This is a genomic window from Citrobacter sp. A316 (genome assembly GCF_002042945.1).
Taxonomy (GTDB): domain Bacteria; phylum Pseudomonadota; class Gammaproteobacteria; order Enterobacterales; family Enterobacteriaceae; genus Citrobacter; species Citrobacter portucalensis.
The window spans coordinates 99,363-124,531 of sequence record NZ_MVFZ01000014.1; the positions used below are offsets into that span (position 1 = coordinate 99,363).

The window sequence follows — 25,169 nt, forward strand, 5'->3', positions numbered from 1 at the left end:
ATTTAGATTTAGTGTAGGGAATGAACAGTATAGAGAGATTATATGCATAAAAAAACGGCCTCCGAATGGAGGCCGTCAGGGGAAGCTTAACCCATCGCGCTTTCGCGCAGGCTGGCTTTCAGCTTGGTGTACTCATCAATGACATACTGCTCGGCAGCGCGCTGATCGGCAATGCGTTCAACGTTTACAGCACAGTACTTGTACTCCGGCGTTTTGGTAATCGGGCTTAAGTTCTCGGTTACCAGTTCATTACATGCGCCAATCCACCACTGGTAGGTCATGTAAATCGCGCCTTTGTTTGGACGATCGCTGACTGCCGCACGGGTAATGACCCGGCCTTTACGCGAGTTCACCCACACCAGCTCTTCATCCTGGATGCCCAGGCGTTCTGCGTCGGCGGTGTTGATCTGGGCATAGCCCGGTTCATCCGCCAGCGCGGCCAGCGCCGCACAGTTACCGGTCATCGAACGGCAAGAGTAGTGGCCGACTTCACGCACTGTAGACAGTACCATCGGGTACTCCTCAGTGAGTTTGTCGATTGGCGCTACCCAGTCGCAGGTGAAGAACTGCGCCAGGCCGTTCGGGGTATCAAACTTCTCTTTGAAGAGATAAGACGTACCCTGGTCGGCTTCTGAGGTGTCGCGGCAAGGCCACTGGATATAACCCAGTTCGCCCATTTTCTCGTAAGTGGCACCGTAGAAATCCGGGCACAGATGACGCAACTCGTCCCAGATTTCCTGGGTGTTGTTGTAGTGCATCGGGTAGCCCATACGGGTGGCGATTTCACTGATAATCTGCCAGTCCGTTTTCAGATCCCACTTCGGCTCAACGGCTTTAAAGAAGCGCTGGAAGCCACGGTCAGCCGCGGAGAATACGCCTTCATGCTCACCCCATGACGTAGACGGTAAAATAACGTCTGCGGCAGCGGCAGTTTTGGTCATGAAGATATCCTGCACGATGACCAGTTCCAGATCCTCAAAGCCTTTGCGTACTGCGGAGAGTTCAGCATCGGTCTGTAATGGATCTTCACCCATGATGTACACCGCGCGTACTTCGCCATGCGCTGCACGGTGCGGCAGTTCGCTGATGCGATAGCCGGTATGAGCAGGCAGACTTTCCACGCCCCAGGCTTTAGCGAACTTCTCGCGGTTAGCCGGATCTTTCACATACTGATAGCCCGGATAAGTATCCGGCAGCGCGCCCATGTCACATGCGCCCTGAACGTTGTTCTGCCCGCGAACCGGGTTAACGCCCACGCTCGGCTTACCGAGGTTGCCGGTCAGCATTGCGAGGCTGGTCAGTGAACGCACGGTTTCCACGCCCTGATAGAACTGGGTAACACCCATGCCCCACAGGATGGCCGCGCTTTTCGCTGAGGCATACATACGCGCAGCCTGACGGATATCCTGCGCGCTAACGCCAGTGATATCTTCGACGGACTCCGGCGTGTAGCCTTCGACGATCTTGCTGTACTCTTCGAATCCTTCCGTACGGGAGGCAACGAACGCCTGGTCGTACAGTTTTTCTTCGATGATGACATGACCCATAGCGTTGAGCAGCGCGATGTTCGAGCCGTTTTTCAACGCGATGTGCATGTCGGCAATACGCGCAGTTTCAATTTTGCGCGGATCGCAGACGATGATTTTCGCCCCGTTACGTTTAGCATTAATCACGTGATTCGCCACGATCGGGTGGGAATCCGCCGGGTTGTACCCGAAGATGAACACTAAATCTGTGTTATCAATTTCATTGATAGCATTACTCATTGCGCCGTTACCGACCGATTGGTGCAGACCTGCAACCGATGGGCCGTGTCAGACGCGAGCGCAGCAGTCAACGTTATTGGTACCAATAACGGCGCGCGCGAATTTTTGCATTACATAGTTGGTTTCGTTACCCGTACCGCGAGATGAACCGGTCGTCTGAATAGCGTCCGGGCCATACTTCGCTTTGATGGCGCTCAGACGACTGGCGACGTAATCAAGCGCTTCATCCCAGGAAACGGATTCCAGTTTGCCGCCACGCTGGCGACGGATCATAGGGGTTTTCAGACGAGGGGTCAGGATCTGGGTATCATTGATAAAATCCCAGCCATAGTAGCCCTTCAGACACAGGGTACCCTGGTTGGTTTTCCCCTGCGCCGCTTCAGCCCGGACGATTTTGCCGTTATCGACCACCAGGTTGATTTTGCAACCTGATGCGCAATATGGGCAAACCGTGACGACTTTTTTCATCGGTCTCGCTCCAGTTAATCAAATCGCGCATACGCGCTTGTCGCTTTTGTTATGCATCTTTTATGCCATGTTTTTATCAGGGGCATTAGTCGATATTACGGGCGAATTTTGCGCAAAACCCTGACGAAAAACAGGCTGTCGTCATATTTGACGTGACGAATCTCCAATACGTGACGCCCCGGCAGTGTGACCGAGGTTATGTTTCCCGCACATCCTTGTGCCTTATCGCTGTCACTCTGCGCAGAATCAATCACACTCATTTAAGTTGGCCAGAAATGGGGAAAAACAATGAAGCCAGCCATACTGGTTGTGGATGATGACATCGCTGTCTGCACGCTTTTACAGGATGTGCTGAGCGAACACGTCTTTGCGGTGACCGCCTGTCACTCCGGGCAGGAGGCGCTGCGCTGCATTGCGACTCAGCCGGAAATCGCTCTGGTATTACTGGACATGATGTTGCCCGATATTAACGGTCTGATGGTGCTACAACAGGTGCAAAAGTTGAGACCTGGATTACCGGTGGTGATGCTGACCGGGCTTGGCAGCGAGTCGGATGTGGTTGTCGGGCTGGAAATGGGCGCTGATGACTATATCGGTAAACCATTCAATGCGCGGGTGCTGGTGGCGCGGGTAAAGGCGGTGCTCAGGCGCGTCGGCGTGTTAACGGCGGAAAGCGGCGGCCCGCAAACCACGGGGCTTTCTTTTAATGGCTGGCATCTCGATACCTCTGGTTGCCAGCTGCATAATCCCCAACAACTGAAGGTGGAGTTGACGCAGGGGGAATACAGCCTGCTGTTGGCGCTGGCGCAAAACGCCCGCCGGGTGCTGAGCCGGGAACAACTGCTGGAGCTGACACGCAGCGACAGCGTTGAGGTGTTTGACCGCACTATTGACGTATTAATCATGCGATTGCGGCGAAAAATAGAGAACAACCCGCACCAGCCAATGTTGATCAAAACCCTGCGCGGGCTGGGTTATGTGTTTGCCGCCGACGTGCAGCATCACGATAAGGCGGCGTAAACGCCTTATCCGGCCTACAAAAGCGATAACGACCCCGTAGGCCTGATAAGCGCAGCGCATCAGGCGTCAGCCATTTCTGCTTTTAACTCTGCCAGCGTCTTCGCACCGTCTATCGCATTCGCGCACAGCAGGCTTGCCCGCGCGCAGGCGTGCGCCAGCCTGACGCTGTCCGTCAGCGACCAGCGCTCATGACAGCCATACAAAAATCCAGCGCAAAACGCATCTCCCGCCCCGACGCTGCCAACGATCTCCTCCTGCGCCAGGTACTGCGACGGGATCCAGACGCCCGGCAGATCCGGTGCTTCACCCCAGGCACCTTCCGGACAGTGAATAACCACCCGCAGGCGTACGCCTGCATCCAATAATTCGCGTGCGGCGGTGGCGATGTGCGCAATATGCAGTTCGCCGTTGGGCTGGCGGATCTCCAGCCCGCTGAACTCCCCGGCTTCCAGCTCGTTAATCACCAGATAGTCGAGATGGCGCAGGGCTGGCATCACCAGTGGTTGGTAGCGCGGGTCGCCCTTGCGTGAAACCAGATCCAGCGATGTTTCAAAGCCGTCGTCGCGCATTTGCGCCAGCAGCCGTGCGCTACGCGTCCCGTACTCCTCATCCGGCATGTCCAGACTGTCGAGCAGCAGCAGATATCCCAGATGGAAGATTTTCATCGAGGTATCCAGTTGCTCAAACGCAGGTAGATCGAGTAGCCGATTGGCACCCGGTGAGTGGAAAAAGGTGCGCTGACCGCTGGGATCGGTCATCACCTGCGACATCGATGTGGGGGCGAATGTGGTGCGCTGCACGTGTTGGCGATTAACGTGATACTGCTCCAGCATCGCCATGATGTAGTCGCCGTCGCTGTCCTGACCGATTAACCCCACCGCCTGCAATGGCAGTCCGGTGTGCATTTTTGCCAGCGTTAGCAGCACATTAAGCGGCGCACCGCCCGTGGCGCGTTCGCTACGGGTGATTTCCGCCAGCCAGCCGCGTTCCGGCCACTGCACAATTTGATGCACGTGATCGACCAGCATGTTGCCTGCGGCGATAACGCCTTTGCGTTCCATCAGACCCGTCCCGCGCTGCCAAAAATGCGCATCTGTTCCGAAACGGTATCGGTAATGGCCTCTTCAATGCCGAGCAGCAGTTCGGCGAATTCGTCGTACAGCGGCTGGCGATTCGCCATCCGTGTTTCTACCGCCGACAGCGCCGCCTGCGACATGCCGGTATAGAAGTTGATTTTGTGAATGCCGAGTTCAATTGCGCGTCTGAAATCTTCGTCGCTGATGCCGGAGCCGCCGTGCAGTACCAGCGGGATTGCCGCCTGCTGGCGAATGGCGTCCAGACGCGGGAAGTCGAGCAGCGGTTCGCCTTTATATTTGCCGTGGGCATTGCCAATGGCGACCGCCAACGCGTCAATCCCGGTTCTGTCGACGAAATCACGCGCCATCATTGGGTCGGTAAATAGCGACTCGTCGGCATGACCGTACAGCGCGCCGCCCTCATCACCGCCCACCGCACCTAGTTCGGCTTCCACCGACACGCCGACGGCATGGCACATCTTCACCACTTCGCGAGTCTGGCGGATATTTTCCTCATACTCCAGCGTGGAGCCATCGAACATTACTGAACTGAACCCTAAGCGTAGTGCCCGAACCACCGACTCAAAGTGCAGGCCGTGGTCAAGGTTCAACACCACCGGAATGTCATGCCGCGCGGCTTCGAATTTGACCGCTTCGACCAGTGAATCCAGCGAGATATATTTAAAGTGCACCTCGGCGATGTTGATGATAAACGGCGAACGTTCCTGCTTTGCCGCGGCAAACAGCGCGCGCAGGAAGTGTGAGTCCAGAACGTTAAACGCCCCTAAGGCATAGCGATGCTCACGGGCATGGGCAAGGCCATCAGCAAGAGATATCAACGGCATAATGCGCTCCTTGGTTAGCGGAACAGGCGATATTCGTTACACAGCACCAACTGCGCCGGTTCGTCTTCTTCAATGTCGTTATAGCGGGCGATCGGTTGCAGAAAGTGGTTATCGTGGTCGTCGTCATTAACAGAAGAAACCTCGCCGACCAGCACGTCGCCAAAACCTTCTTCCGCCCAGAAGCTGTGATACAGGCCTGGCGGCAGGCAGATGCTTTCACCCGGCGTCAGGCGCAACTGACTGCCCGCTGCATGGGTTTGCCGACAGCCGTCAATCACCACGCTCACGTCGGTCTCCTCCGTTTGCTCCCGGACTCCCGCATTCCACAGTTCCACAATTAAATTGCCGCCACCGCGATTGATAATGTCTTCGCGTTTGCGCCAGTGAAAATGCATCGGTGTGACCTGTGCATCGCGCACATGCATGATTTTCTCGGCGTAGCATTTCTCGTAAGGCATGCCTTTCGGCGAGCCATTACGCAGGGTGAACAGCGTTAACCCTTGCGCGGCAAAATTGTTGCCGCCAAACGCGGTAACATCCCAACCGAGCTTAAGGTCGAACACTTCGCTCCAGGCAGCGGCATCAAGCTTGCGCCATTGGGTCGGAGGGAAGCTGGCAAAAGGGGGGAGATGCACGTCGTGCTGAGAGAAAAACTGGCGCGTGTGGCCAAGGATCTCGTTTATTGCGGAGCGTTTCATTGATTCTCCTGTGACAGATAAGATGACCTTTATGCGGCCCTCTCTCAAAGGGAGAGGGAGAAAACCAAAATCTTTCCTGGGAACACATGGGCATAATCCAGTTACCTCTCCCCTCACAGCAGAATAGGGAATAGTTATATTTTATTGTGTTTTTTTATGGGAGGATGTGATTTATTCAATAAAAAAATAAATAAAAAGAATATTTCTATAAATGTTATTGTAAATCATTGGGTTAATGCTTTGTTTTTTTAGTTCTCTCTCAGTTTTTGGAACCATTTGGATGTGACTGCTTGATTTTTCACTCACGGTGAAAAAACGAATGCAGCGTAATATAAATCGTTTTGTTAAAAAATTATTTCATTGAATCTAAAATCGTGCCAGTTAATCGTTTATTTATATGTCAGGATTATATTAAGCGTTTGGTTAATAATAATTACTTCACTTTCCAGATTTGTTTCCAGTAAAAAAATAACCTTTTTTTTATTATTGTTGATATGCTGACTGGACTTTATTTCTTATGTATTACTTTCTTTTGGTAAGGGATGCGATAATGAAAAAAGGTTCGGGTTTCTATAATCTTGAAGGTATAGTTTCAGAGGAGAGTATCAATAAGTATTTATTCTCCGTAAGGGGCGAGAGTAAGTTAGGGTTGCTTGATGTTGAAACAATTGAAGGTCATGAAAATTTAAGTAAACCATATAGTTATAAAATCACATTCACATCAAAACTAAAAAGCATCCCTCCTGATTCACTTCTAAATATTGAAGGCTCGCTACAAATCAGAGCACCTAATCATAAATGGAATAAATATATTCAGGGTTCTGAGATGTGGCTATATGAACGGCAAATTGAAGGCGTCATTACGTCATTTTCGCTTATTAGCACATCAGCAGATGAATCACTGTACGAAATCAGGCTGGAGCACAAGCTGGCATTACTCTCACGACGCAAGCGATCGGCTATTTACCTGAACATAAATGTGCCGAAACTGGTCACGCAGATCCTCAAAGAACATGCTTTTGCCGATTATGAAATCGACTTTGATAATCTTATTTGCATGTATCCCAACCGGGAAATGATTGTTCAGTGGGAGGAGTCAGATTTAGCGTTTATCAGCCGCATCCTGTCAGAAGTTGGGATCTGGTTCAGGATCGCAAATCATCATGCTGTTTCGCACATTATGGTGGTTATCTTCAGTGATTCACAATGCCAGTACATTTTTGATCAAAAGATTATGCACTCATCCCACGCCGGGCTGACATCAAATGATTATTCGATCGATAACTTGGTATCAAAGCACAATGTTGTCTCGGCAGACGTTAGGGCGAAGAACTTTGATTACAGGCTGGCAAACTCGCTGATGCTAAATGCTGACGCCGATGTGTCTGCGGAAAGGGCTACGACATATGGCACAGAGTATCGCTATGCGGATATCCATCATCAGCCGGGATCGCAATTTGCCGAGGCGCAGCCAGGTGAATCCAGCTGGTTTTACGCCAAACTGCATCACGAAATTATTCTTAATAATCAGTCCATTTTAAACGGTGTGACCACCAGTCCGTCGATCGTGCCGGGGATGGTGCTGGAAATCGACGGTACCATTCCACATGCTTTCGCCTCTGGATTTGTGGTAACGGCAATGCGGGTGACGGGGAGGCGCGATGCAGCGCTCCAGTCCCGGCTTATCGGTATTCCCTATAGCCAGAACGTCTGTTTTCGACCTCAGCCGCTACCCCGGCCACGTATTGCAGGTACTGTTCCCGCTATCGTTTCATCATCAATAGACCATGACAAATATGCTCACATCGATGTGCAGGGGCGTTATTGGGTGAAGTTTGATTTTGACCTCGACCAGCACAGGCAAGGTTATGAAAGCATGCCCGTTCGTCTGGCGCGGGTTTATGCCGGTGATACTTATGGTCATCACTTTCCGCTCATCCAGGGCACAGAGGTCGCCATTGCATTTGAAGGCGGCGATCCGGAAAGACCTTTCATTGCTCATGCCTTGCATCATGCTCCAAAGCCTGACCCCGTCACCAGCCGCAACAATACCCGCAACGTCATCCGCACTGCGGGTCTTAATAAGCTGCGGATGGAGGATCGGCGCGGGCAGGAACACGTCAAACTGAGTACCGAGTACGGTAAAACGCAGTTGAATATGGGCCATCTTGTTGATGCTGGTGGTAAACCGCGCGGCGAAGGCGCAGAACTGCGCACCGATGACCGGGCGGTCCTGAGGGCGGCAAAGGGGATATTACTCACGACCGAGGCGCAGCCAAAAGCCCAGGGCAAGCAGCTTGATATGAGCGCAGTGGTTCAGCAGCTTCAGGCCGCGCTTACGTTGGCAACGTCGCTTCAGCAGAGCGCGCTGACGGCGCAGGCGTTAAATGTCGAACCTGGACCGCAGCAGCAGCTTAACGCCGCACTTGAACAGCTCACCCGTTCGGGACTGGTGGCCTACGCCGATCATGGTATGGCCCTGCTTACGCCACAAACGATGGCAATATCAGCAGACAAAGATTTGTCGCTAAACGCCGCCAGCAATGGCAGTTTTAACGTCTTTAAAAAACTCTCAATGGCCGTTGGACAGGGCCTGTCACTTTTCAGCAGAGCTATCGGAATCAAAATCATCGCCGCAAAAGATGATATTTCCGTCCAGGCGCAGCGCGGCGAAATGGGCCTGCTTTCTGATAAGCATTTTCATATTCAGAGTATGAACGGCAACGTAACCATCAGCGCCAGGAAGAATATCCAGCTTTTGTGCGGTGGTGGCGGTATCAGAATAAATGAAGACGGCTCTGTAAAAATATTCTCCCCCGCAAAAGTGCAGTTGAAAGGCACCACTCTTGACTGGAGCGGACCGGAGTCGGCGAAAGATAAAACCCCTGTCTTTCAGGAGGAGCAGTTTCATCGCCGTATTAAATTACATGGCTCTGGCAACCCGGACGATGTTCTGAAAAAGACAAAATTCAGACTGACTAAGGCATCAGGCGAAACCATTGAAGGCGTCACAGACGATGAAGGAATGACGCCGTTATTGGATATGACTGAAATGGACGAAATGAAAATGGAGATTTTGCCAAATGAGTAACAGTCCCTTTAATCCGCGGGTGGTGGCGACCGGTGTACAGGGCGTGCCTAAATCAACGGGCGGAAAAATGGCTGTCTGCGACGTGCCCGTTAAGTATCCCATGCCCTGTATTGTGATCCTTGTGCACGGTGTCAACGATGTTGGCGAGGCCTATCAGAATCAGGAGCAGGGGATCATTGCCGGCCTGAATGAACGTCTGGGCCGCACGGATATGTATCCGCATGAATGGCATCAGTACAAAATGGATATGGGCGATGGCGAGCAGCAGCAGGTGAAAATGCCCGGACGCAGCCCGGTCATTCCATTTTATTGGGGATATAAACCCGTCGATCATGCGACGTATATAGAAGACCAGCGGCGTTATCGCGAAGAACGGGCAAAATCAGGAGACGCCGCAAAACTGCCTTACAACGCCTATCAGGAAGATGACAACACAAAGCTGGAAAAGCTGGGGCATATTCCCCAAACCACCTTGAAATATCAGAATGATAATTTCGGCAACGTGCTGGACGATGTGTATGCCAAAGGCGGGGGTACCTTTGCCAATGCGACAACCACTATTCCGGATATGTTAGGCCCTGGCTCCGGTGGCCCTGCGAACGCTACGGCAGGATTTGCTTCATTTCATCTGAATGCTGGGGATTTTACGCACCCTATTTATGATAATCCGCACCGTATTTATCAGTTTTTTGCCGCGCAGCGGCTGGCTGATTTAATCCTGATGATTCGAAAAAATAAACCTACTGAAAACGACCCAATTAATATCATTGCGCACTCCCAGGGAACGATAATTACCATGCTGGCCAATATGCTGGTCAAAGCAGCAGGTGCCGATCCTGCCGATTGTGTGATCCTGAATCACTCTCCCTACGCACTGGAAAAAACGGCTGCTGAAGGTATGACGCCCGGACATCATCAAACGGATCGCGCCCGACAGCAGACGTTTAAAAATTTCTGTCATTTAATGGCGACCAACGCCAGATATGGCAAGGGGGAATATCACACGCAGGCCGAGATCGATGAATTAGAAGGCGCGCTGTGCCTGAGTAAAACCAATTCACAGTGGCGCAAGAATAAACTCTATACGCGTAATAACTTTGGCAAGGTATATAACTATTTTTGCCCCAATGACAGTATAGTTTCATTACTTAACGTCCAGGGGTTGGGCTGGCGGGGAGTCCCCCATAACATTGCCAGCGGCATAGATAATCTGCGCCAGCGGGTTTTCTGCGAAAATGGTCCGGAAATAGGCGGCAGCCCACTGAGCGTGCCTTTTGAAATGCCGGCGTTAAAAAAGGGTTGTTTTGATCAGGATACGCTGGCGACCAGACAATATACATTTGCGGATGTTGTTGTGAATGGTGAGCAACTCCCCGTCACCTTCAGACACCAGTTACAGGGTGCGGGAAGTCAGTATAAATATTCGATAGCGCCGGGTTCACCCGATCAGGACATCTCATTTTCTGCAAAAGCCACGGTTATTGCGCGCACTGAGACAGATTTCAAAAATCTCAGCGGCGCAGGTTTCGATTATTTACAGCCGGGCCAGGCATTAACGCCCACTGAACTTGCGATGTTCTCCAGAAAATATGGTAAGCCATATACCAAAGGCGTTGTTCTGGGTGGGGGATACAATAAAACCGTGCAGCTAATCTATGAAAAAACGCCGGATGAGCTGCAAAAAGAATGGCTGCAATCAGAGCAGGTTGGTTACAGCCAGCATTCCTCTATTGTTATGTCGAAAGATGCCCCCGTAAAAGCGATGGCCTTCGATCTGGCGGTGGGGATATGCGGGGCATTCGATCACCGCTGCGGAGAATTCTGGACCGAGCTACTCCTGCGCGGAGACTGGCGTATGAAGCGTAATGGTTTTCAGGATACAGTTAATTATTATAACTCGGGGGTATTGAATAAAGCAGATACAAAAGAACATATGAATAGACCGGATGATATTTTACCGACAGGCGAGTTTGGCGTGGTTAACGAATATTGTCATTCAACAACGGTTAAACCTGCCAGACACAATGAAATATACAATACCGAGACTCCCAATCTGCAATGGGATATGCCTAAGCCGCTTAACGTTTAAGGATAAATTATGAAACTGGGAAATACGGTAGGAATAATAATCGGCGCAGTTTTACTATGCGCTATCACTGCCTGTACAAAAAAAATACCCTCACAGGTAATTTACCGGTTTGATGATAATCGCTACCTGGAGTTGATCGGTTATGATTGTGAAGGATATGTTGTTTACCATGACATAAAAAGAAAGATCCACAAATCAATTTATGGCAATCCAATCTATAGGGTTTTCTCGGGTGAGTTTATCCATCCCTCAGAACAGTACATACTTGTGCCTGAGTGGGAGCCAGGGGCATATAAAATATCTAAAGATTACGGACAAACGTGGCAGGTCGCAAAATATATGGCTCCTTTCCCGGCACTGGAGAGAAACTCAGATGGTGTTATGCGCGACAGACCGGAAGGAAAAGAAATAAAAAGAGTGGTGGTGGTCAATAACCAGGCGTTTATTTCCACAGCCCAGGACCATTTGTATATGAGTTCATATCCTTTTGACGACCCGCGTCTGGCGCCGGGTGGTCCGGGTATAGATTATCAATACTTTGATGACACATATTATCTCTACAGGCCAGGCAAGCATAAATCCGGTGGCGAGTATGTGAATGCCCACATCAGACCTGAATCTCCAGGATATGCGTGGGGTATGGTTATTTTTATGAAACAAGGACTGGATAATCTTGTTGAGTCAGAAAAAGCGAATTATCAAAATCTGCCGGACAAAGAACCGGAGGTGGTGGGCTATAAGGGCTGGACCCGGATGTACTGCGATATGGATGCAGGGAAATAATCTGCAATGGGATATGCCAAAACCGCTTAACGTTTAAGGATGAATTATGAAACCAGGAATTATGGTAAGAGTATTAATCGGCGCAGTTTCACTATTCTCTATCACTGCCTGTACAAAAAAAATACCCTCGCAGGTTATTTATCGTTACGACGATAATCGTTATCTGGAGTTAAAAGGCTATTATTGTGAGGGAGCACTTTGGTATCACGATGGTAAAAAAAATATTCACAAAGAGTTAATTGATGGAAGATTTGCCTCCTTCAGACTTTTCTCGGGAAACTATATTCATCCTTCTGATAAATATATACTTATCCCAAACTGGGAGCCGACTGCTTATCTGATATCGAAAGATTATGGACAAACGTGGCAGGTGGCAACATATATGGCCTCTTTCCCGGCGCTGGAGAGAAACTCAGATGGTATTATGCGCGACTATCCTGAAGGAAAAGAAATAAAAAGAGTGGTGGTGGTCAATAACCAGGCGTTTATTTCCACAGCGCAGGGCCATTTGTATATGAGTTCATATCCTTTTGACGACCCGCGTCTGGCGCCGGGTGGTCCGGGTATAGATTATCAATACTTTGATGACACCTATTATCTCTACAGACCTGGCAAGCATAAATCCGGTGGCAAGTATGTGGACGGCCATACCAGTCCTGAGTTTCCTGGTGCTGCGTGGGGAACGGTGGTGTTTATGAAAGCATCCTTAGCCAATTTAACGGAAGGTTATAAGGCTAACTATCAAAACCTGCCGGACAAAGAACCGGAGGTGGTGGGCTATAAGGGCTGGACCCGGATGTACTGCGATATGGATGCAGGGAGATAATATGAAAGGTGTAATCAGGCTAAACGATCCGCTGGAAAATGGCGGATATGTTAATAAAGCTTCAGGTAGCAAGTTTATGGGAATTCCTGTCGCTTTACAGGGGGATACTGTCGTTTGTATACCGCACAAAGGAATCTTTCCCATACTTGATTTTGAGCCTGACTGGACAATGGATGGCAAAGGTGTCGTTGTGGATGGTTGTAGGGCCGCATGTGGTTGCGCAATTAAAACCACTCTGCCAACGGCGGGGACAAGCAAATGAGGAAATGGAAGATACCAAACAAGAATCCCTATCAGGAACCAGAAAAATTCCCGCTTAATATTATGCTGATCATTAGCTTTGCTATATTTCTGTTTTTTATAACGTACAATATATTCAGCTGGTTGCAGGACAAGAAAGTTCCTGATGATCTGATATGGAATACAATAGGTATCCCGTCGCTAATAGTGTTAGCAATCTGGTGTGTGGTGGTAATCACTTCCGGTGTTATATCTTTTCCATGTTACTATGCGGGTTATCTTGAGCAGTATGGTATGAACCAGTGGAAAAACTGGGCAATACGGGCATTGCCTCTTTTAGACTATTCATCCATTCTCCCGGTGTCTGAACTGGCATTAAAAATTCAGAAACTAGAGGGTGAAGCGCCAGCAGGTTCTGCAACGCCGTTACGCATTGATATTGAAGTTGACTCAATGGATGACACCAGAGTTGATAAAGTACTAAGGCAGTTGATAGAGCCCCTCAAATGTTCTCTTGTCAGGGATTATCGGCCTTTTACTACCTGGCTGTACGTTAAGGGAGCGGATGGCACTATCGGCAATAGTTTCAAGGCGGTGCTGGCAAGTCTGAGCATCCCCAACGATAAGGTCGGAAAAATTAATATTCTTCACAAATGTCCTGATTATTTTTTAATAAATGACTGGGTTGATTTAAACATCTCTGAAAATAACCTGGTTATTACCGTTGAATTGCATGATGAAAATAATTCTGATTTTTTTGAAAGTGCTAATGCCTTTATTTTTACCAATACACAACTGCTTAAAGATAAAGACACACCTTTATATTTATTACGCATGATGGACAGTACCCCTTACTATCTTGATGAAATCGTAAGTACATATCTTTCTGCACAGCAAGTTGATGTCAGTAAAATTAAAAAACTATGGTTCAACTCACTGGATAAGCAGTCAAAGTTCGTATTATTTAGTGGGATAGAAAACGCAAAAACGAGCATTTTGGCCGATGGTCGATATGAACTGGAGGCCGTCACTGGGCAAAGCACAGAGGTTCAGCGCTGGGTTGTATTAGCGTTGGCTGCGGATGCTGCAAAATATGGTCAAGGCCATCAGTTATTCGCCAGTACATCCGCAGATACTATTCAATCCGGCATAATAGCTGCTAAATATCCAGGATCTTATCCGGCACTTGATAAGCTGGATTTCCATGATTATTGGAGAGTCATAAAATTGTGCGCAATTATTTTATGGTGTATGGGATTTGTAAGTCTCGTACCACTGGAACTGTTCCAAAGTCACCCATGGTATACGTTTACACCTTTGGTTATTGGTATTCCGGTTATTTACACGGCGGTTATGATTTTTTCTTTTATGCTGAGTCATAATATAGAGGAGGAAATGAATATTTATTACTCTCAGTTTTTATGAGGTAAGCGCCCTGACGGGCGCTCTTGCTTCTTTGACTCTCTTTGTGACAGGAGAGCATTAGTCGGTTCAGGATTTATTTAACCGTCCAACCCTTATAACTGCCGACGTTGTTTTTATCGATCATCGTCACCGGGATTAGCACGGGTTCTTTCGGGGCGGGTTTCCCCTGCAATATGTCATAGCCGATTTCGACCGCTTTGGCAGCCATCACCTGCGGATCTTGTGCCGGAGTCGCCACAAATAGTGAGTTTTCGCGCTTCAGCGCTTCTTCACCGTCCGGGGATCCATCTACGCCGACAATAAAGAATTCGCTACGCTGCGCCTGTTTTGCCGCCAGATCGGCACCGATCGCAGTCGGATCGTTAATGGCGAATACGCCGTCGATCTTCGGATTTGCCGCCAGCAGCGCGGTCATGATCTCCAGCCCGCCTTCGCGACTGCCTTTGGCGTTTTGGTTATGCGACAGCACCTTGATGTCCGGGTGGCGTTTAAACTCAGTCTGGCAGCCTTCCACGCGGTTCTGGACGGCGGAAACCGGCGGCCCGTTGATGATGACGACGTTGCCTTTGCCTTTCAGGCGGTCGGTAATGTATTTACAGGCCATTTCACCTGCCTGGGTGTTATCGGAGGTAATGGTTGCATCTGCGCCCTCCGCCGCCACGTCAACGGCAACCACCACAATCCCCGCGTCTTTCGCGCGTTTTACCGCCGGGCCGATGCCTTTGGAGTCGGCGGCGTTAAGGATAATCATGTCGACTTTGGCGGCAATAAAGTTGTCGATTTGCGATACCTGTTGTCCCAGATCGTAGCCGCTGGAAACCAGCGTTACTTTAACGCTATCACCTGCCAGCTTGCGTGCTTCCAGTTCTGCGCCTTTGGTGATCTGCACGAAGAACGGGTTGGCCAGATCGCCCACCGTAACGCCGATCGATTTCAGTTCTTTTGCCTGCACAAACGGAGCTGCAGCAAGTAGGGCGCCAGCACAGAGCGCGGTCACTAATGGCTTCAAACGCATACTCGTTTCCTCACGTAGGGTATTGTTGTTATACGCCTGATGGCGCTGCGCTTATCAGGCCTACGAATGAGTAGGCCAGTAAGCTTGTCTATGCACTTTGATGGTGTCGGGTACGGTATTTGTCGATTAGCACCGCTATGATGATCACCGCCCCTTTGATCACCAGTTGCCAGAAATAGGAGACGCCCATTAGCGTCATGCCGTTATTGAGCGTGGCGATTATCAATGCCCCCACCAGCGTGCCGGTGATGGTGCCGATCCCGCCAACAAAGCTGGTGCCGCCGAGGATCACCGCCGCGATGGCATCAAGCTCGTAACCCATGCCTAAGTTGCCGTTGGCGCTATACAGCCGCGAGGCGCTCATCACCCCGCCAAGACCAGAGAGCAAACCGCTCATGCCGTAGACGAACAGCAGCACCAGCCACACTTTGATACCGGTTAAACGTGCGGCCTGCATATTGCCGCCGACCGCGTAGATATGAACGCCGAGCGTGGTGCGGCGCAGAATGAACCAGCACACCACCACCACCGCCAGCGCAATGACCACCAGCCACGGAACCGGGCCGAGATAGTTGTTACCGATCCACTCAAAGCTGATATTGGAGTTAATCACCGTTGTACCGTCAGCCAGCAGATAGGCCGCGCCGCGCAGCGCCGTATAGGTTCCAAGCGTGACGATAAACGGCGGTAGTCCGGCAAAAGCGACCAGCGCGCCGTTAAACAATCCCAGCACCAGGCCAAGCATCAGCGCCGCCGGAATCGACAGCATGGCAAACTCAGGAATAAGAGAAACGACCATGGCTGCGACGGCAGTGGTACCGAGAATAGAACCCACTGAGAGGTCGATCCCGCCAGTCAGAATGATGAAGGTCATGCCAGCCGCCAGCACGATGTTGATCGAGGCCTGACGGGTAATATTCAGCAGGTTGCTTTCGGTAAAAAAGTTAGGCGCGATAAAGCCAAATACCGCCACAATCAGGATGAGAATCGGTAAGATGCCGACCGTTTGCATCAGATCGCTCATCAGCATTCTTTTCGCGGAGGCGGATTTCGCCACCTGCTGGGGAGTGGTTGGATTATTCATGGGGCACCGCCTGATGGTGGGAGTCGTTCACGCCGGTTGCCAGCGTCATAATATTTTCCTGGGTAATACTTTGTCCGTTCAGCTCGCCGGCAATACTGCCTTCCCGCATGACGTAAACGCGATCGCTCATACCAACGACTTCCGGCAGTTCGCTGGAGATCATCAGGATCGCCACGCCTTTGCGCGCCATATCGTTCATGATCCGGTAGATCTCGCTTTTGGCACCAACGTCTACGCCGCGCGTGGGTTCATCGAGGATCAAAATACGTGGACCGATCGCGACCCAGCGTGAAATCAGCAGTTTTTGCTGATTTCCGCCGGACAACCCGCCCGCGCGTACCTGTGCGTGCGGAACGCGGATGTTGAGCAGCTTGATGGCGTCATCGGAAATAGCCTGCGCCTTTTTGCGATCGAGCATGCCCCAGTTGGCGTCACGTTCCAGCGTCGCCATGGTGATGTTTTCTGCCGCTGCCAGCTCTAAAAATAATCCCTGCTCTTTGCGGTTTTCCGTCAGAAAGCCAATGCCGTGGTCAATCGCCTCGCGCGGGGAGTGGATCACTACCGGTTCACCGTCTACTTCAATCATGCCGCCGATGGCTTTACGCACGCCAAAAATCAGCTGAGCCAGTTCAGAACGCCCGGCGCCGACTAACCCGGCCAGGCCGACGATCTCCCCGGAGCGTACCAGCAAGCTGCACGGCTGGACTTTATGGCCGTCGGTCAGGTGATGAACATTGAGGCGTGCTTTACCTAAGGGAATGTCGCGCTCTTTGTTGAACAGATCGCTTAACGGACGGCCCACCATCATGCGCACCAGCTCCGAGGCGTTGAGCTTGTCGCGGGTCAGGCTGCCAACATATTGTCCGTCGCGCAGGACGCTGACGCGGTCCGAGAGTTCGTACACTTCCGCCATGCGGTGGCTGATGTAGATAATCGCCATTCCCTCATCGCGCAGGCGCATGATCAGTTCAAACAGGCGATGGGTTTCACGTGAGGAGAGGGCGGCGGTGGGTTCATCCATCACCAGAATGCGGCTGTTACGGTGCAGGGCGCGGGCAATTTCCACCTGCTGCTGTTCGGCGATGGTCAACGTCATCACACGATCGCTGGCCTTAAACTGGGCACCGAGTCGGTCGATGACTTTCTGTGACTGCATGACCATCTCTTTACGCTGGACCAGACCGCCGCGCGACAGCTCGCTGCCAAGAAAGATATTTTCCGCTACCGTCAGGTTCGGCGCGAGCTGCATCTCCTGATAAATCAGCGTGATGCCTGCACTAAGCGCATCTTTAGGACCGCGAATGTGGAACGGCTGACCGTCAATCAGGATCTCACCGCTGGTGGCGGTATAGGCCCCCGCGAGGATCTTCATCAGGGTGCTTTTCCCAGCGCCGTTCTCGCCCATCAGGGCATGAATTTCACCTGGCCAGACCGTTAAATCGACCCCTTTCAGCGCATAAAATTTGCCAAACGCTTTAGCAATGTTGCGCATCTCCAGAACCGGTGTCCTGCTCATGGCGGATCTCCTGTGGGGTGGCCGATATCAGCAGTCCATCACAGGAATGTAAATGCAAAATGTCAGAAGCCGTTCATATTTGTCATATTGCGATTTTTCTTCACGGAGCGTGATATGCCGCAACCGGGACGTCACTTTTTCGCCAGTGCGCGCGGACGATTGCTGTTCTTCAATCTGCTGGTGGTGGCTGTCACGCTGATGGTGAGCGGCGTGGCGGTGCTGGGTTTTCAGCACGCAAGCCAGATTCAGGAGCAGGTACAGCAGCAAACCGTTGACGACATGACCGGCAGCATGAACCTGGCGCGGGATACGGCGAACGTGGCGACGGCGGCGGTGCGGCTGTCGCAGGTGGTCGGGGCGCTGGAATACAAAGGGGAAGCGGAGCGGCTGCAGGAGACGCAACGGGCGCTGAAGCAGTCGCTGGAACAACTGGCTACCGCGCCGCTGGCGCAGCAGGAGCCGGTGCTGGTCGAGCGTATTATCCAGCGCAGTAATGAACTACAAAGCAGTGTAGAAGGGATGTTGCAGCGCGGGCAGCGGCGACATCTGGAGCGTAACGCGTTGCTCAGTTCGCTGTATCAAAATCAAAGCTATTTACGTCATCTGCAAAAGCTCACCGGCGCGCAGGACGATGTGCTGCTGGGGCAGATGGACCGCTTAATTGTTGCCGCCATCGATACGCCCACGCCGCGTTCGGTGGTGAAACAACTGGATGCGGTGATGCCTGCGCTTCCCTTGCGTCATGCCAATCCGCTGATTGGCGGTATCCTCAACGACTTCAATCAGGAGCTGCATAAGCTGGAGCCGCTCTCTTCCGCGCTGGAGCAGAGCGATTTGGCGATCAACTGGTATATGTTTCATATCAAAGCGCTGGTGGCGATCCTCAACAGCGATATCAATCAGTATGCCTCGCAGGTGGCGCTGATCTCAGAGCAGCGGGTAGCGCAAAGCCATCAGGAACTGCAATCTGGCGCGTTGTTTATTTTAGTGTTTGCGTTGCTGGCGGTGGTGATCACCGGTTTTGCCGGGTGGTATATCTACCGTAATCTCGGTTCCAACCTGACGGCCATTTCGCGGGCGATGACCCGGCTGGCGCACGGTGAATCAGATGTCAGCGTCCCGGCCCTGCAGCGGCGTGATGAGTTAGGCGAGCTGGCCCGCGCCTTTAGCGTCTTTGCCCGGAATACGGCGTCGCTGGAGCACACCACCCGACTGCTAAAAGAAAAAACCAGCCAGATGGAAATCGATCGCACCGAGCGTCAGGGACTGGAAGAAGCGCTGTTGCACAGCCAAAAGCTGAAGGCTGTGGGGCAACTGACGGGGGGATTAGCACATGATTTCAATAACCTGCTGGCGGTTATTATTGGCAGTCTGGATCTGGTGAATCCGGAGTCACCCGACGCGCCACGGGTCAATCGGGCGCTAAAAGCCGCCGAGCGCGGGGCGCTGCTTACCCAACGCCTGCTGGCCTTTTCGCGCAAACAGTCGTTGCATCCCCATGCGGTGGAGCTGAAAACGCTGCTGGAAAATCTGGGCGAACTGATGCGCCACTCTCTTCCGGCCACGTTGACGCTGGAGATTGAAGCCCAGTCTCCCGCCTGGCCCGCGTGGATTGACGTCAGCCAACTGGAAAACGCCATTATCAATCTGGTGATGAACGCCCGTGACGCCATGGACGGGCAGGCGGGTACGATTAAAATCCGTACATGGAATCAGCGGGTCACGCGCAGCGATGGGCGCAAGCAGGATATGGTAATGCTGGAGGTTGCCGACCAGGGCAGTGGGATGTCGCAAGAGGTGAAAGCCCAGGTCTTCGAGCCGTTTTTCACCACCAAACAGACCGGTAGCGGCAGCGGACTGGGGCTGTCGATGGTTTACGGTTTTGTGCGCCAGTCCGGTGGCCGGGTGGAAATTGAAAGCGCTCCAGGGCAGGGAACGACGGTCAGGTTGCAACTGCCTCGCGCCGTTGTTCCGGTACAGGCTCAAGTGGAAGCGGTAGCGCAACACACAACGACCAACGATGAAAAACTGGTGTTGGTGCTTGAGGATGAGGACGATGTACGCCAGACGTTGTGCGAGCAACTGCACCTGCTGGGTTATCTGACGTTAGAAGCCGCCAACGGCGAGCAGGCAATGCATCTGCTCGCCGCGTCTTCAGAGATTGATATTCTGATCAGCGACCTCATGCTGCCCGGTGGATTAAGCGGCGTGGATGTGGTTAACCATGCCCAGGCACATTATCCGCAGTTGTCCATCCTGCTGATAAGCGGTCAGGATTTACGTCCGGCGCATAACCCGGCGCTGCCGGATGTGGCGCTATTGCGTAAGCCTTTTACCCGGGGAGAGCTGGCGCAGGCGCTGCGGAAAAGTGAACAGTCATACCGCTAAGACATTGTCCTCTTTGCATACTATTTTGCGAGCTTCCTTCGGAAAACTAAACCTGCCCAAGAGATTAGGAATTCATCAAGACCAGGGAGCAAACGGGTGATGCTAATCTGAGCAAACACAGCCCGATTAGGATATAAAAGGAATTATGCCAGTACTAACAAGAGGTGATTCGCAGATGATTGTGATGCCGACAACGTATAGCCCGATGGCCGTCGCCCGCTCGTTTAAGGTGGTGGATACGTTTGAGCTTTCCGGGCGTATTCTGCTGGTTATTTATGACAGGCAAACTCCACGCGCAGCAATCATTGAAGCTGATATTGAGATTTTTAATGGTGTGCCTCGCCATCGGGTTCTTGCTGCACTAGATTTGCAGCGTAAACCCTACCTGGACAACGATATTCTAACGGTGGAACGATGTTGGGAAGAGGCGTCTGTGTTTCAGATAGAAGGGATATGTGTTAATCCGTCCGAACGAGATAAAGGGTTGGCGACGCGCCTGTATGAAGCACTGATTTTGCGCTGTGGTGTAACGCTGATTAGCGATTTTGAGCAATATGATGGCGGGAAAATGCTCTGGCAGAAAATTGCGCGTGAGTCTGAATACATCTCAGTTTTTATCCTGGACACGGAGCAAAACGCATTCTGGCCGTATGATGGTTCGAAAGTTATATATGATGGGGGATGTATCCCAGAAGAGCGGATATGGAGCATGTCACCAGATACAAAATGGCACGGTGTTGTTTTGGTGGCAGAGGAAAAACAACGCGCTTACCAGTTGATGGAGCCAGGGGCGTCCTATCGAGTTTGAGATTCCTCCGCTACACCTTCTTTTCTGCGTTGACTAACGTAAAGCCAGTTCAACTTCGGGTCTGGCTTATGAAATGTTATCCCATGCTTTTATTGTTTAGCTTGCTGTCACTGACCACCATGTCAGCGCAGGCGGATATTATTGATGACGCCATTGGTAATATTCAGCAGGCGATTAACGACGCATACAAACCGGACAACGGGCGGGATTATGACGACTCCCGTGATGAAAGCTGGCAGCGCCAGATGAGTGACGACCGGCGCAGGCAATATGACAATCGCCGCCGCCAGTTTGAAGATCGACGTCGCCAACTGGATGATCGTCAGCGCCAGCTCGATCAGGAACGGCGTCAGTTAGAAGACGACGAACGCAGAATGGAAGAAGATTACGATCGCTAGCTGTTACTCCAGCACAATCTCCATTCCGTCATATCCTGCCTCAAACCCTGCGGGAAGCTGATTTTCCATCATCCACAGGTCGAACTGATGGCTGATATGCGTCAGGATCACCCGTGGACAGCGGATAACCTCGTTCAAGGCGATAACGGTGTTTAAATCACAATGATTGCGCGGTGGCTCGGCGCGCGGGGCATGGCTGCAGTCGATGATAATCACCTGAGGCTGGTTATTATGGAGAAACTTCAGTGTCTTGTCGGGAAGTCCGGCGGTATCGGAGAGCCACGCCACGCGGCTATGTGTGGTCTCCAGCAGATAACCAAACGTCAGCTTTGAATGGTTGAGCGGTAGCGGCGTTACCTGCAATCCTTGCAGATTAAACACCACAAACGGTGCCACGGTATGGCTAAAATCGAGGATGCCTGGATGCTTAAACAGATCGTCGCAACCCTGTTCATCCGGCGGACCGTACACCGGGATGGTCGTCCCCACGCCCCAGCGTAGCGGAAACAATCCCTGTACATGATCCATATGATAATGGGTCAGCAGAAACTGCTGGAAGCTGCCCGCCGGCCAGTCGTCCATCAGATGCGGGATCCCCGCGTCCAGCAGCGTCACCGCATTATTGAATTTGACCACCCCGCTACATGGGCGTCGACGGTATTGTGCCTGTAAGCGTGCTCGTTGGCAGGCCGCGCAGTCGCAGCCAAATGTCGGCACCAGCTGTGCGCCGCCCGTTCCCGTCAGCGTAATGGTCAGACTCATGGCTCCCCCTACAACGGTTTGGTGAAGCGAAAATGGCTCATGGTATAGCCTTCACGCTGGTAAAAACGGTGTGCGTCAAGGCGTTGGGTGCTGGTGGAAAGCTCGGTGACTTCTGCGCCCGCTTCGCGCGCGGTGGCTTCGGCCCAGGCCAGTAACTGACTGCCGACCCTTAACCCTCGTGCCTGTGGCATCACCACCAGTTCCTGAATCTCGCCAATCCAGTTAGCGTGATGCAGATGAAACTGCAGGTGCAGACCGATCAAACCGACGACCTGTCCGTCGAGCAGCGCCAGCTGATAGTGCATATTAGGATCTTGCAGATTTGCGGCGTAGCCTGCGCTAAAGGCCTGTAGGTCGAATTGACCCTGTTTCAACTCACAGATGAGCGCATAAACCGCATCGGTATCGTATAGCGTTGCGCGGCGTAATTCACAGACAGACATGTTTCTTCTCCTTGTGTCCCATCAGTGTGAGTAGTGTATCGACAGACTGTAGCAAACTTCCATCGTTGTTCAGGACGTGGCAGTCATACGGGGCGTAGCGAGCTGCGCGTTCAAGACGGGCGGCGATTTCCGTTTCGCTCTCCCGTCCACGAGCCTGCAAGCGCTGGCGTAAAATCGCCGGGGAAACCTGTAAGTAAATGGGGAGTAAAGATGTGCCGTAACGGGCCTGCGCCTGGGGCAGATGCGCACGCGAGCCGTTGACCACCACATCAAAACCGGCGTGTAGCCAGAGGTCAATCTCCACGCCAACGCCGTAGTAGAAGCCATTGGCGTGCCAGCTCAGCGCCAGCAGGTTCTGCCCGGCGCGGGTAAAAAACTCTTGTTCACTCAGCGCAATATGATTTTCATTCCCGGCGTTGGCGGCTCGGGTGATGTAACGGTGCGCCACCAGCAGTTGCGCCGGTTCCTGCTGGCGGAGTTCTGCCAGCAGGCTGTCCTTACCGGAGCCGGATGGCCCCATCAGCCAGATCAGTTTACCCATAGTCAGAATACCCTTTTGCCCTGACGCCAGACGTGGTCGATATGGATGTTGCCGCCTTTGCGGTGTGCCAGCACCAGATCCGCGCGTTTGCCTTCGGCAACAACGCCACGATCGTCGAGATTTAATGCCCGCGCCGGATTGCGGGTCACCAGACGAATGGCCTGCGGTAGCGTAAAGCGGTTGGCGTCGTCGTCCGCCACGCGAAACGCCGCATCGAGCAGGCTGGCGGGGTAGTAGTCGGAGGAGAGAATATCCAGCAGTCCCAGCTCAGCCAGCTTATGCGCCGCCACGTTGCCGGAGTGAGAACCGCCGCGCACGATGTTGGGCGCGCCCATCAGCACGTTCATACCATGCTGGCGCGAGGCTTCAGCCGCTTCGAAGGTGGTGGGGAATTCGGCGATCACGCTGCCAAGCTGGTGCGATTCCAGCACATGATCGTGGGTGGCGTCATCATGGCTCGCCAGCGCAATCTGGCGCTCACGGCACATCTGGGCAATCGCCGTGCGATTGGGCTGTGACCAACGTGCCGCCAGCGCTAACTGTTCTTCTTCGTAGCGGGCCATCTGCTCGTCGGTAAGCGAATACTTGCCCTGATAATACTCGCGGTACTTCTCGCGATTGGCGAACTGACGCTGGCCTGGCGAGTGATCCATTAGCGATACCAGCGTCACCGGCTCGCGGCTGACCAGTTTTTCAAACAGCGGCAGGGTAGTGTGATGCGGCAGTTCGCAGCGCAAATGCAGGCGGTGCTCGGCGCGATTGACCCCGCGCTTCTGCGTCTCTTCGATCGCATTGATCATCTTCTCCAGATTTTCCAGACGGTCGCCGCCGTCGCGCACATCGCCAATCGCCACCGCGTCCAGCACAGTGGTAATGCCGCTGGCCACCATTAGCGCGTCGTGGCTGCTCATCGCCGAATGCGCAGGCCAGTCTACCTTCGGGCGCGGGGTGAAGAATTTGTCGAGATTGTCAGTATGCAGCTCAATGAGTCCTGGCAGCAGCCAGCCGCCTTCGCCGTCCAGCGCCTCTGGTAGGCTGCTCGGACTTTCAGCAAAGGCGCGAATGATCCCGCCCTCAATTTCCAGCGATCCTTGCACCACTTCATCTTCCAGTACCAGCTTTACATTATTGATAATCATGCTGTTGTTCCCATCAGATGCAGACGATCCGCTACGCGGTCGCGCACGGTTTGATCGTGAAAAATACCGACAATTGCCGCGCCGCGGGCTTTCGCTTCTTCAATCAATGCGACGACGGCGGCGCTGTTTTTGGCGTCCAGTGAGGCGGTGGGCTCATCGAGCAGCAGAATCGGGTAATCGACGATAAACCCGCGGGCGATGTTGACGCGCTGCTGTTCGCCACCGGAAAAGGTAGACGGCGCCAGATGCCACAGCCGCTCTGGCACGTTCAGGCGGGTAAGCAGGTTAGCCGCTTTGGCTGCACACTCCTCGCGAGATACACCGAGATCCAGCAGCGGTTGCATTACCACATCCAGCGCGGAAATCCTGGGGATCACGCGCAGGAACTGGCTCACCCAGCCGATGGTTGAACGGCGAACCTCCAGTACTTTGCGCGCCGGGGCCTGCACCAGATCGACCCATTCATCGCTGTGGCGGATGTGGATGTGTCCTTCATCCGGCAGGTAGTTGGCGTACAGCGAACGCAGCAACGTGGATTTGCCGCTGCCCGAGTGACCGTGCAGCACCACGCATTCGCCGCTTTTAACGTCCAGAGTGGCGTTTTGCAGCACCGGCAGACGCACGCCGTTTTGCTGATGCAGGACAAAGGTTTTACTGACATTTTCAACGCGGATCGCGTTCATTTTTAGCCTCTTTAGACATTTTTGCGTTCGATTGCCTGATGGCGCTTCGCTTATCAGGCCTACAA

Annotated in this window: 22 protein-coding genes; 10 read left to right on the plus strand and 12 right to left on the minus strand. The window is 52.5% G+C overall.

Annotated features, from left to right (window positions below):
- Positions 1 to 86: 86 nt before the first annotated feature.
- Positions 87 to 2,234, minus strand: a complete 2,148-nt coding sequence (fdhF, locus tag BZK41_RS17440; RefSeq protein ID WP_079938980.1) for a formate dehydrogenase subunit alpha — start codon at positions 2,232 to 2,234, stop codon at positions 87 to 89.
- A gap of 288 nt (positions 2,235 to 2,522) precedes the next feature.
- Here fdhF and BZK41_RS17445 point away from each other — a divergent pair, with 288 nt between their 5' ends.
- Positions 2,523 to 3,254, plus strand: coding sequence for a response regulator transcription factor (locus tag BZK41_RS17445; RefSeq protein ID WP_079938981.1), 732 nt, complete (start codon positions 2,523 to 2,525; stop codon positions 3,252 to 3,254).
- Positions 3,255 to 3,313: 59 nt separating this feature from the next.
- Here BZK41_RS17445 and BZK41_RS17450 read toward each other — a convergent pair whose 3' ends face one another.
- Genes BZK41_RS17450 through BZK41_RS17460 form a run of 3 tightly spaced genes read right to left on the minus strand, consistent with a single transcriptional unit; the run spans position 3,314 to position 5,873 of the window.
- Positions 3,314 to 4,318 carry a carbohydrate kinase family protein gene (locus BZK41_RS17450; RefSeq protein ID WP_139762619.1) on the minus strand — a complete coding sequence of 335 codons (1,005 nt, stop codon included), beginning with the start codon at positions 4,316 to 4,318 and terminating at the stop codon, positions 3,314 to 3,316.
- A complete protein-coding gene (locus tag BZK41_RS17455; protein ID WP_079938983.1) occupies positions 4,315 to 5,175 on the minus strand; it encodes a ketose 1,6-bisphosphate aldolase in 861 nt (286 codons plus the stop codon). Before BZK41_RS17455 ends, BZK41_RS17450 begins: the two co-directional genes overlap by 4 nt.
- Positions 5,176 to 5,189: 14 nt before the next feature.
- On the minus strand, positions 5,190 to 5,873 hold the full coding sequence (locus BZK41_RS17460) for a D-lyxose/D-mannose family sugar isomerase (RefSeq protein WP_079938984.1): 684 nt from the start codon (positions 5,871 to 5,873) through the stop codon (positions 5,190 to 5,192).
- A gap of 550 nt (positions 5,874 to 6,423) precedes the next feature.
- On the opposite strand from BZK41_RS17460, the gene vgrG reads away from it, so the two are divergent.
- Genes vgrG through BZK41_RS17490 form a run of 6 tightly spaced genes read left to right on the plus strand, consistent with a single transcriptional unit; the run spans position 6,424 to position 14,327 of the window.
- On the plus strand, positions 6,424 to 8,964 hold the full coding sequence (gene vgrG / locus BZK41_RS17465; protein ID WP_079938985.1) for a type VI secretion system Vgr family protein: 2,541 nt from the start codon (positions 6,424 to 6,426) through the stop codon (positions 8,962 to 8,964).
- Positions 8,957 to 11,053: an alpha/beta hydrolase gene (locus BZK41_RS17470; protein ID WP_079938986.1), complete on the plus strand. Its 2,097-nt coding sequence runs from the start codon at positions 8,957 to 8,959 to the stop codon at positions 11,051 to 11,053. Before vgrG ends, BZK41_RS17470 begins: the two co-directional genes overlap by 8 nt.
- Positions 11,054 to 11,062: 9 nt before the next feature.
- Positions 11,063 to 11,836: a hypothetical protein gene (locus BZK41_RS17475; protein WP_079938987.1), complete on the plus strand. Its 774-nt coding sequence runs from the start codon at positions 11,063 to 11,065 to the stop codon at positions 11,834 to 11,836.
- A gap of 46 nt (positions 11,837 to 11,882) precedes the next feature.
- Entirely contained in the window at positions 11,883 to 12,662 is a 780-nt protein-coding gene (locus tag BZK41_RS17480; RefSeq protein ID WP_079938988.1) for a hypothetical protein, read from the plus strand.
- Between the two features lies 1 nt (position 12,663).
- Positions 12,664 to 12,924, plus strand: coding sequence for a PAAR domain-containing protein (locus tag BZK41_RS17485; protein WP_079938989.1), 261 nt, complete (start codon positions 12,664 to 12,666; stop codon positions 12,922 to 12,924).
- Positions 12,921 to 14,327: a hypothetical protein gene (locus tag BZK41_RS17490; RefSeq protein ID WP_079938990.1), complete on the plus strand. Its 1,407-nt coding sequence runs from the start codon at positions 12,921 to 12,923 to the stop codon at positions 14,325 to 14,327. The genes BZK41_RS17485 and BZK41_RS17490 overlap by 4 nt, the downstream gene beginning before the upstream one ends.
- Positions 14,328 to 14,400: 73 nt before the next feature.
- On the opposite strand, the gene BZK41_RS17495 is transcribed toward BZK41_RS17490, so the two are convergent.
- The 3 genes from BZK41_RS17495 to BZK41_RS17505 all read right to left on the minus strand — a co-directional run bounded on the left by BZK41_RS17495 (position 14,401) and on the right by BZK41_RS17505 (position 17,942).
- Positions 14,401 to 15,342, minus strand: a complete 942-nt coding sequence (locus BZK41_RS17495; protein WP_003826688.1) for an ABC transporter substrate-binding protein — start codon at positions 15,340 to 15,342, stop codon at positions 14,401 to 14,403.
- An 88-nt stretch (positions 15,343 to 15,430) separates the two neighbouring features.
- The gene (locus tag BZK41_RS17500) at positions 15,431 to 16,426 is read right to left on the minus strand and encodes a ribose ABC transporter permease (RefSeq protein WP_079938991.1); all 996 of its coding nucleotides are present in this window, start codon (positions 16,424 to 16,426) and stop codon (positions 15,431 to 15,433) included.
- Complete coding sequence (locus BZK41_RS17505; protein ID WP_003844755.1) at positions 16,419 to 17,942, minus strand: sugar ABC transporter ATP-binding protein; 1,524 nt, start codon at positions 17,940 to 17,942, stop codon at positions 16,419 to 16,421. The genes BZK41_RS17500 and BZK41_RS17505 overlap by 8 nt, the downstream gene beginning before the upstream one ends.
- Before the next feature lie 114 nt (positions 17,943 to 18,056).
- Here BZK41_RS17505 and BZK41_RS17515 point away from each other — a divergent pair, with 114 nt between their 5' ends.
- From BZK41_RS17515 to yjdP, 3 genes are all read left to right on the plus strand, one after another.
- Positions 18,057 to 20,330, plus strand: coding sequence for a hybrid sensor histidine kinase/response regulator (locus tag BZK41_RS17515; protein ID WP_079938992.1), 2,274 nt, complete (start codon positions 18,057 to 18,059; stop codon positions 20,328 to 20,330).
- Between the two features lie 175 nt (positions 20,331 to 20,505).
- Positions 20,506 to 21,138, plus strand: coding sequence for a GNAT family N-acetyltransferase (locus BZK41_RS17520; RefSeq protein WP_079938993.1), 633 nt, complete (start codon positions 20,506 to 20,508; stop codon positions 21,136 to 21,138).
- A gap of 68 nt (positions 21,139 to 21,206) precedes the next feature.
- On the plus strand, positions 21,207 to 21,536 hold the full coding sequence (gene yjdP / locus BZK41_RS17525) for a DDRRRQL repeat protein YjdP (protein ID WP_003826698.1): 330 nt from the start codon (positions 21,207 to 21,209) through the stop codon (positions 21,534 to 21,536).
- Between the two features lie 3 nt (positions 21,537 to 21,539).
- Here yjdP and phnP read toward each other — a convergent pair whose 3' ends face one another.
- The 5 genes from phnP to phnL are packed head-to-tail and all read right to left on the minus strand — an operon-like array spanning position 21,540 to position 25,104.
- Positions 21,540 to 22,298 carry a phosphonate metabolism protein PhnP gene (gene phnP, locus BZK41_RS17530; RefSeq protein ID WP_079938994.1) on the minus strand — a complete coding sequence of 253 codons (759 nt, stop codon included), beginning with the start codon at positions 22,296 to 22,298 and terminating at the stop codon, positions 21,540 to 21,542.
- Positions 22,299 to 22,306: 8 nt separating this feature from the next.
- The gene (gene phnO / locus BZK41_RS17535) at positions 22,307 to 22,741 is read right to left on the minus strand and encodes an aminoalkylphosphonate N-acetyltransferase (protein ID WP_079938995.1); all 435 of its coding nucleotides are present in this window, start codon (positions 22,739 to 22,741) and stop codon (positions 22,307 to 22,309) included.
- A complete protein-coding gene (gene phnN, locus BZK41_RS17540; protein WP_079938996.1) occupies positions 22,728 to 23,282 on the minus strand; it encodes a ribose 1,5-bisphosphokinase in 555 nt (184 codons plus the stop codon). The genes phnO and phnN overlap by 14 nt, the downstream gene beginning before the upstream one ends.
- 2 nt (positions 23,283 to 23,284) lie before the next feature.
- Positions 23,285 to 24,421 carry an alpha-D-ribose 1-methylphosphonate 5-triphosphate diphosphatase gene (phnM, locus tag BZK41_RS17545; RefSeq protein ID WP_079938997.1) on the minus strand — a complete coding sequence of 379 codons (1,137 nt, stop codon included), beginning with the start codon at positions 24,419 to 24,421 and terminating at the stop codon, positions 23,285 to 23,287.
- The gene (gene phnL / locus BZK41_RS17550) at positions 24,418 to 25,104 is read right to left on the minus strand and encodes a phosphonate C-P lyase system protein PhnL (RefSeq protein WP_003826708.1); all 687 of its coding nucleotides are present in this window, start codon (positions 25,102 to 25,104) and stop codon (positions 24,418 to 24,420) included. The genes phnM and phnL overlap by 4 nt, the downstream gene beginning before the upstream one ends.
- Positions 25,105 to 25,169 lie beyond the last annotated feature (65 nt).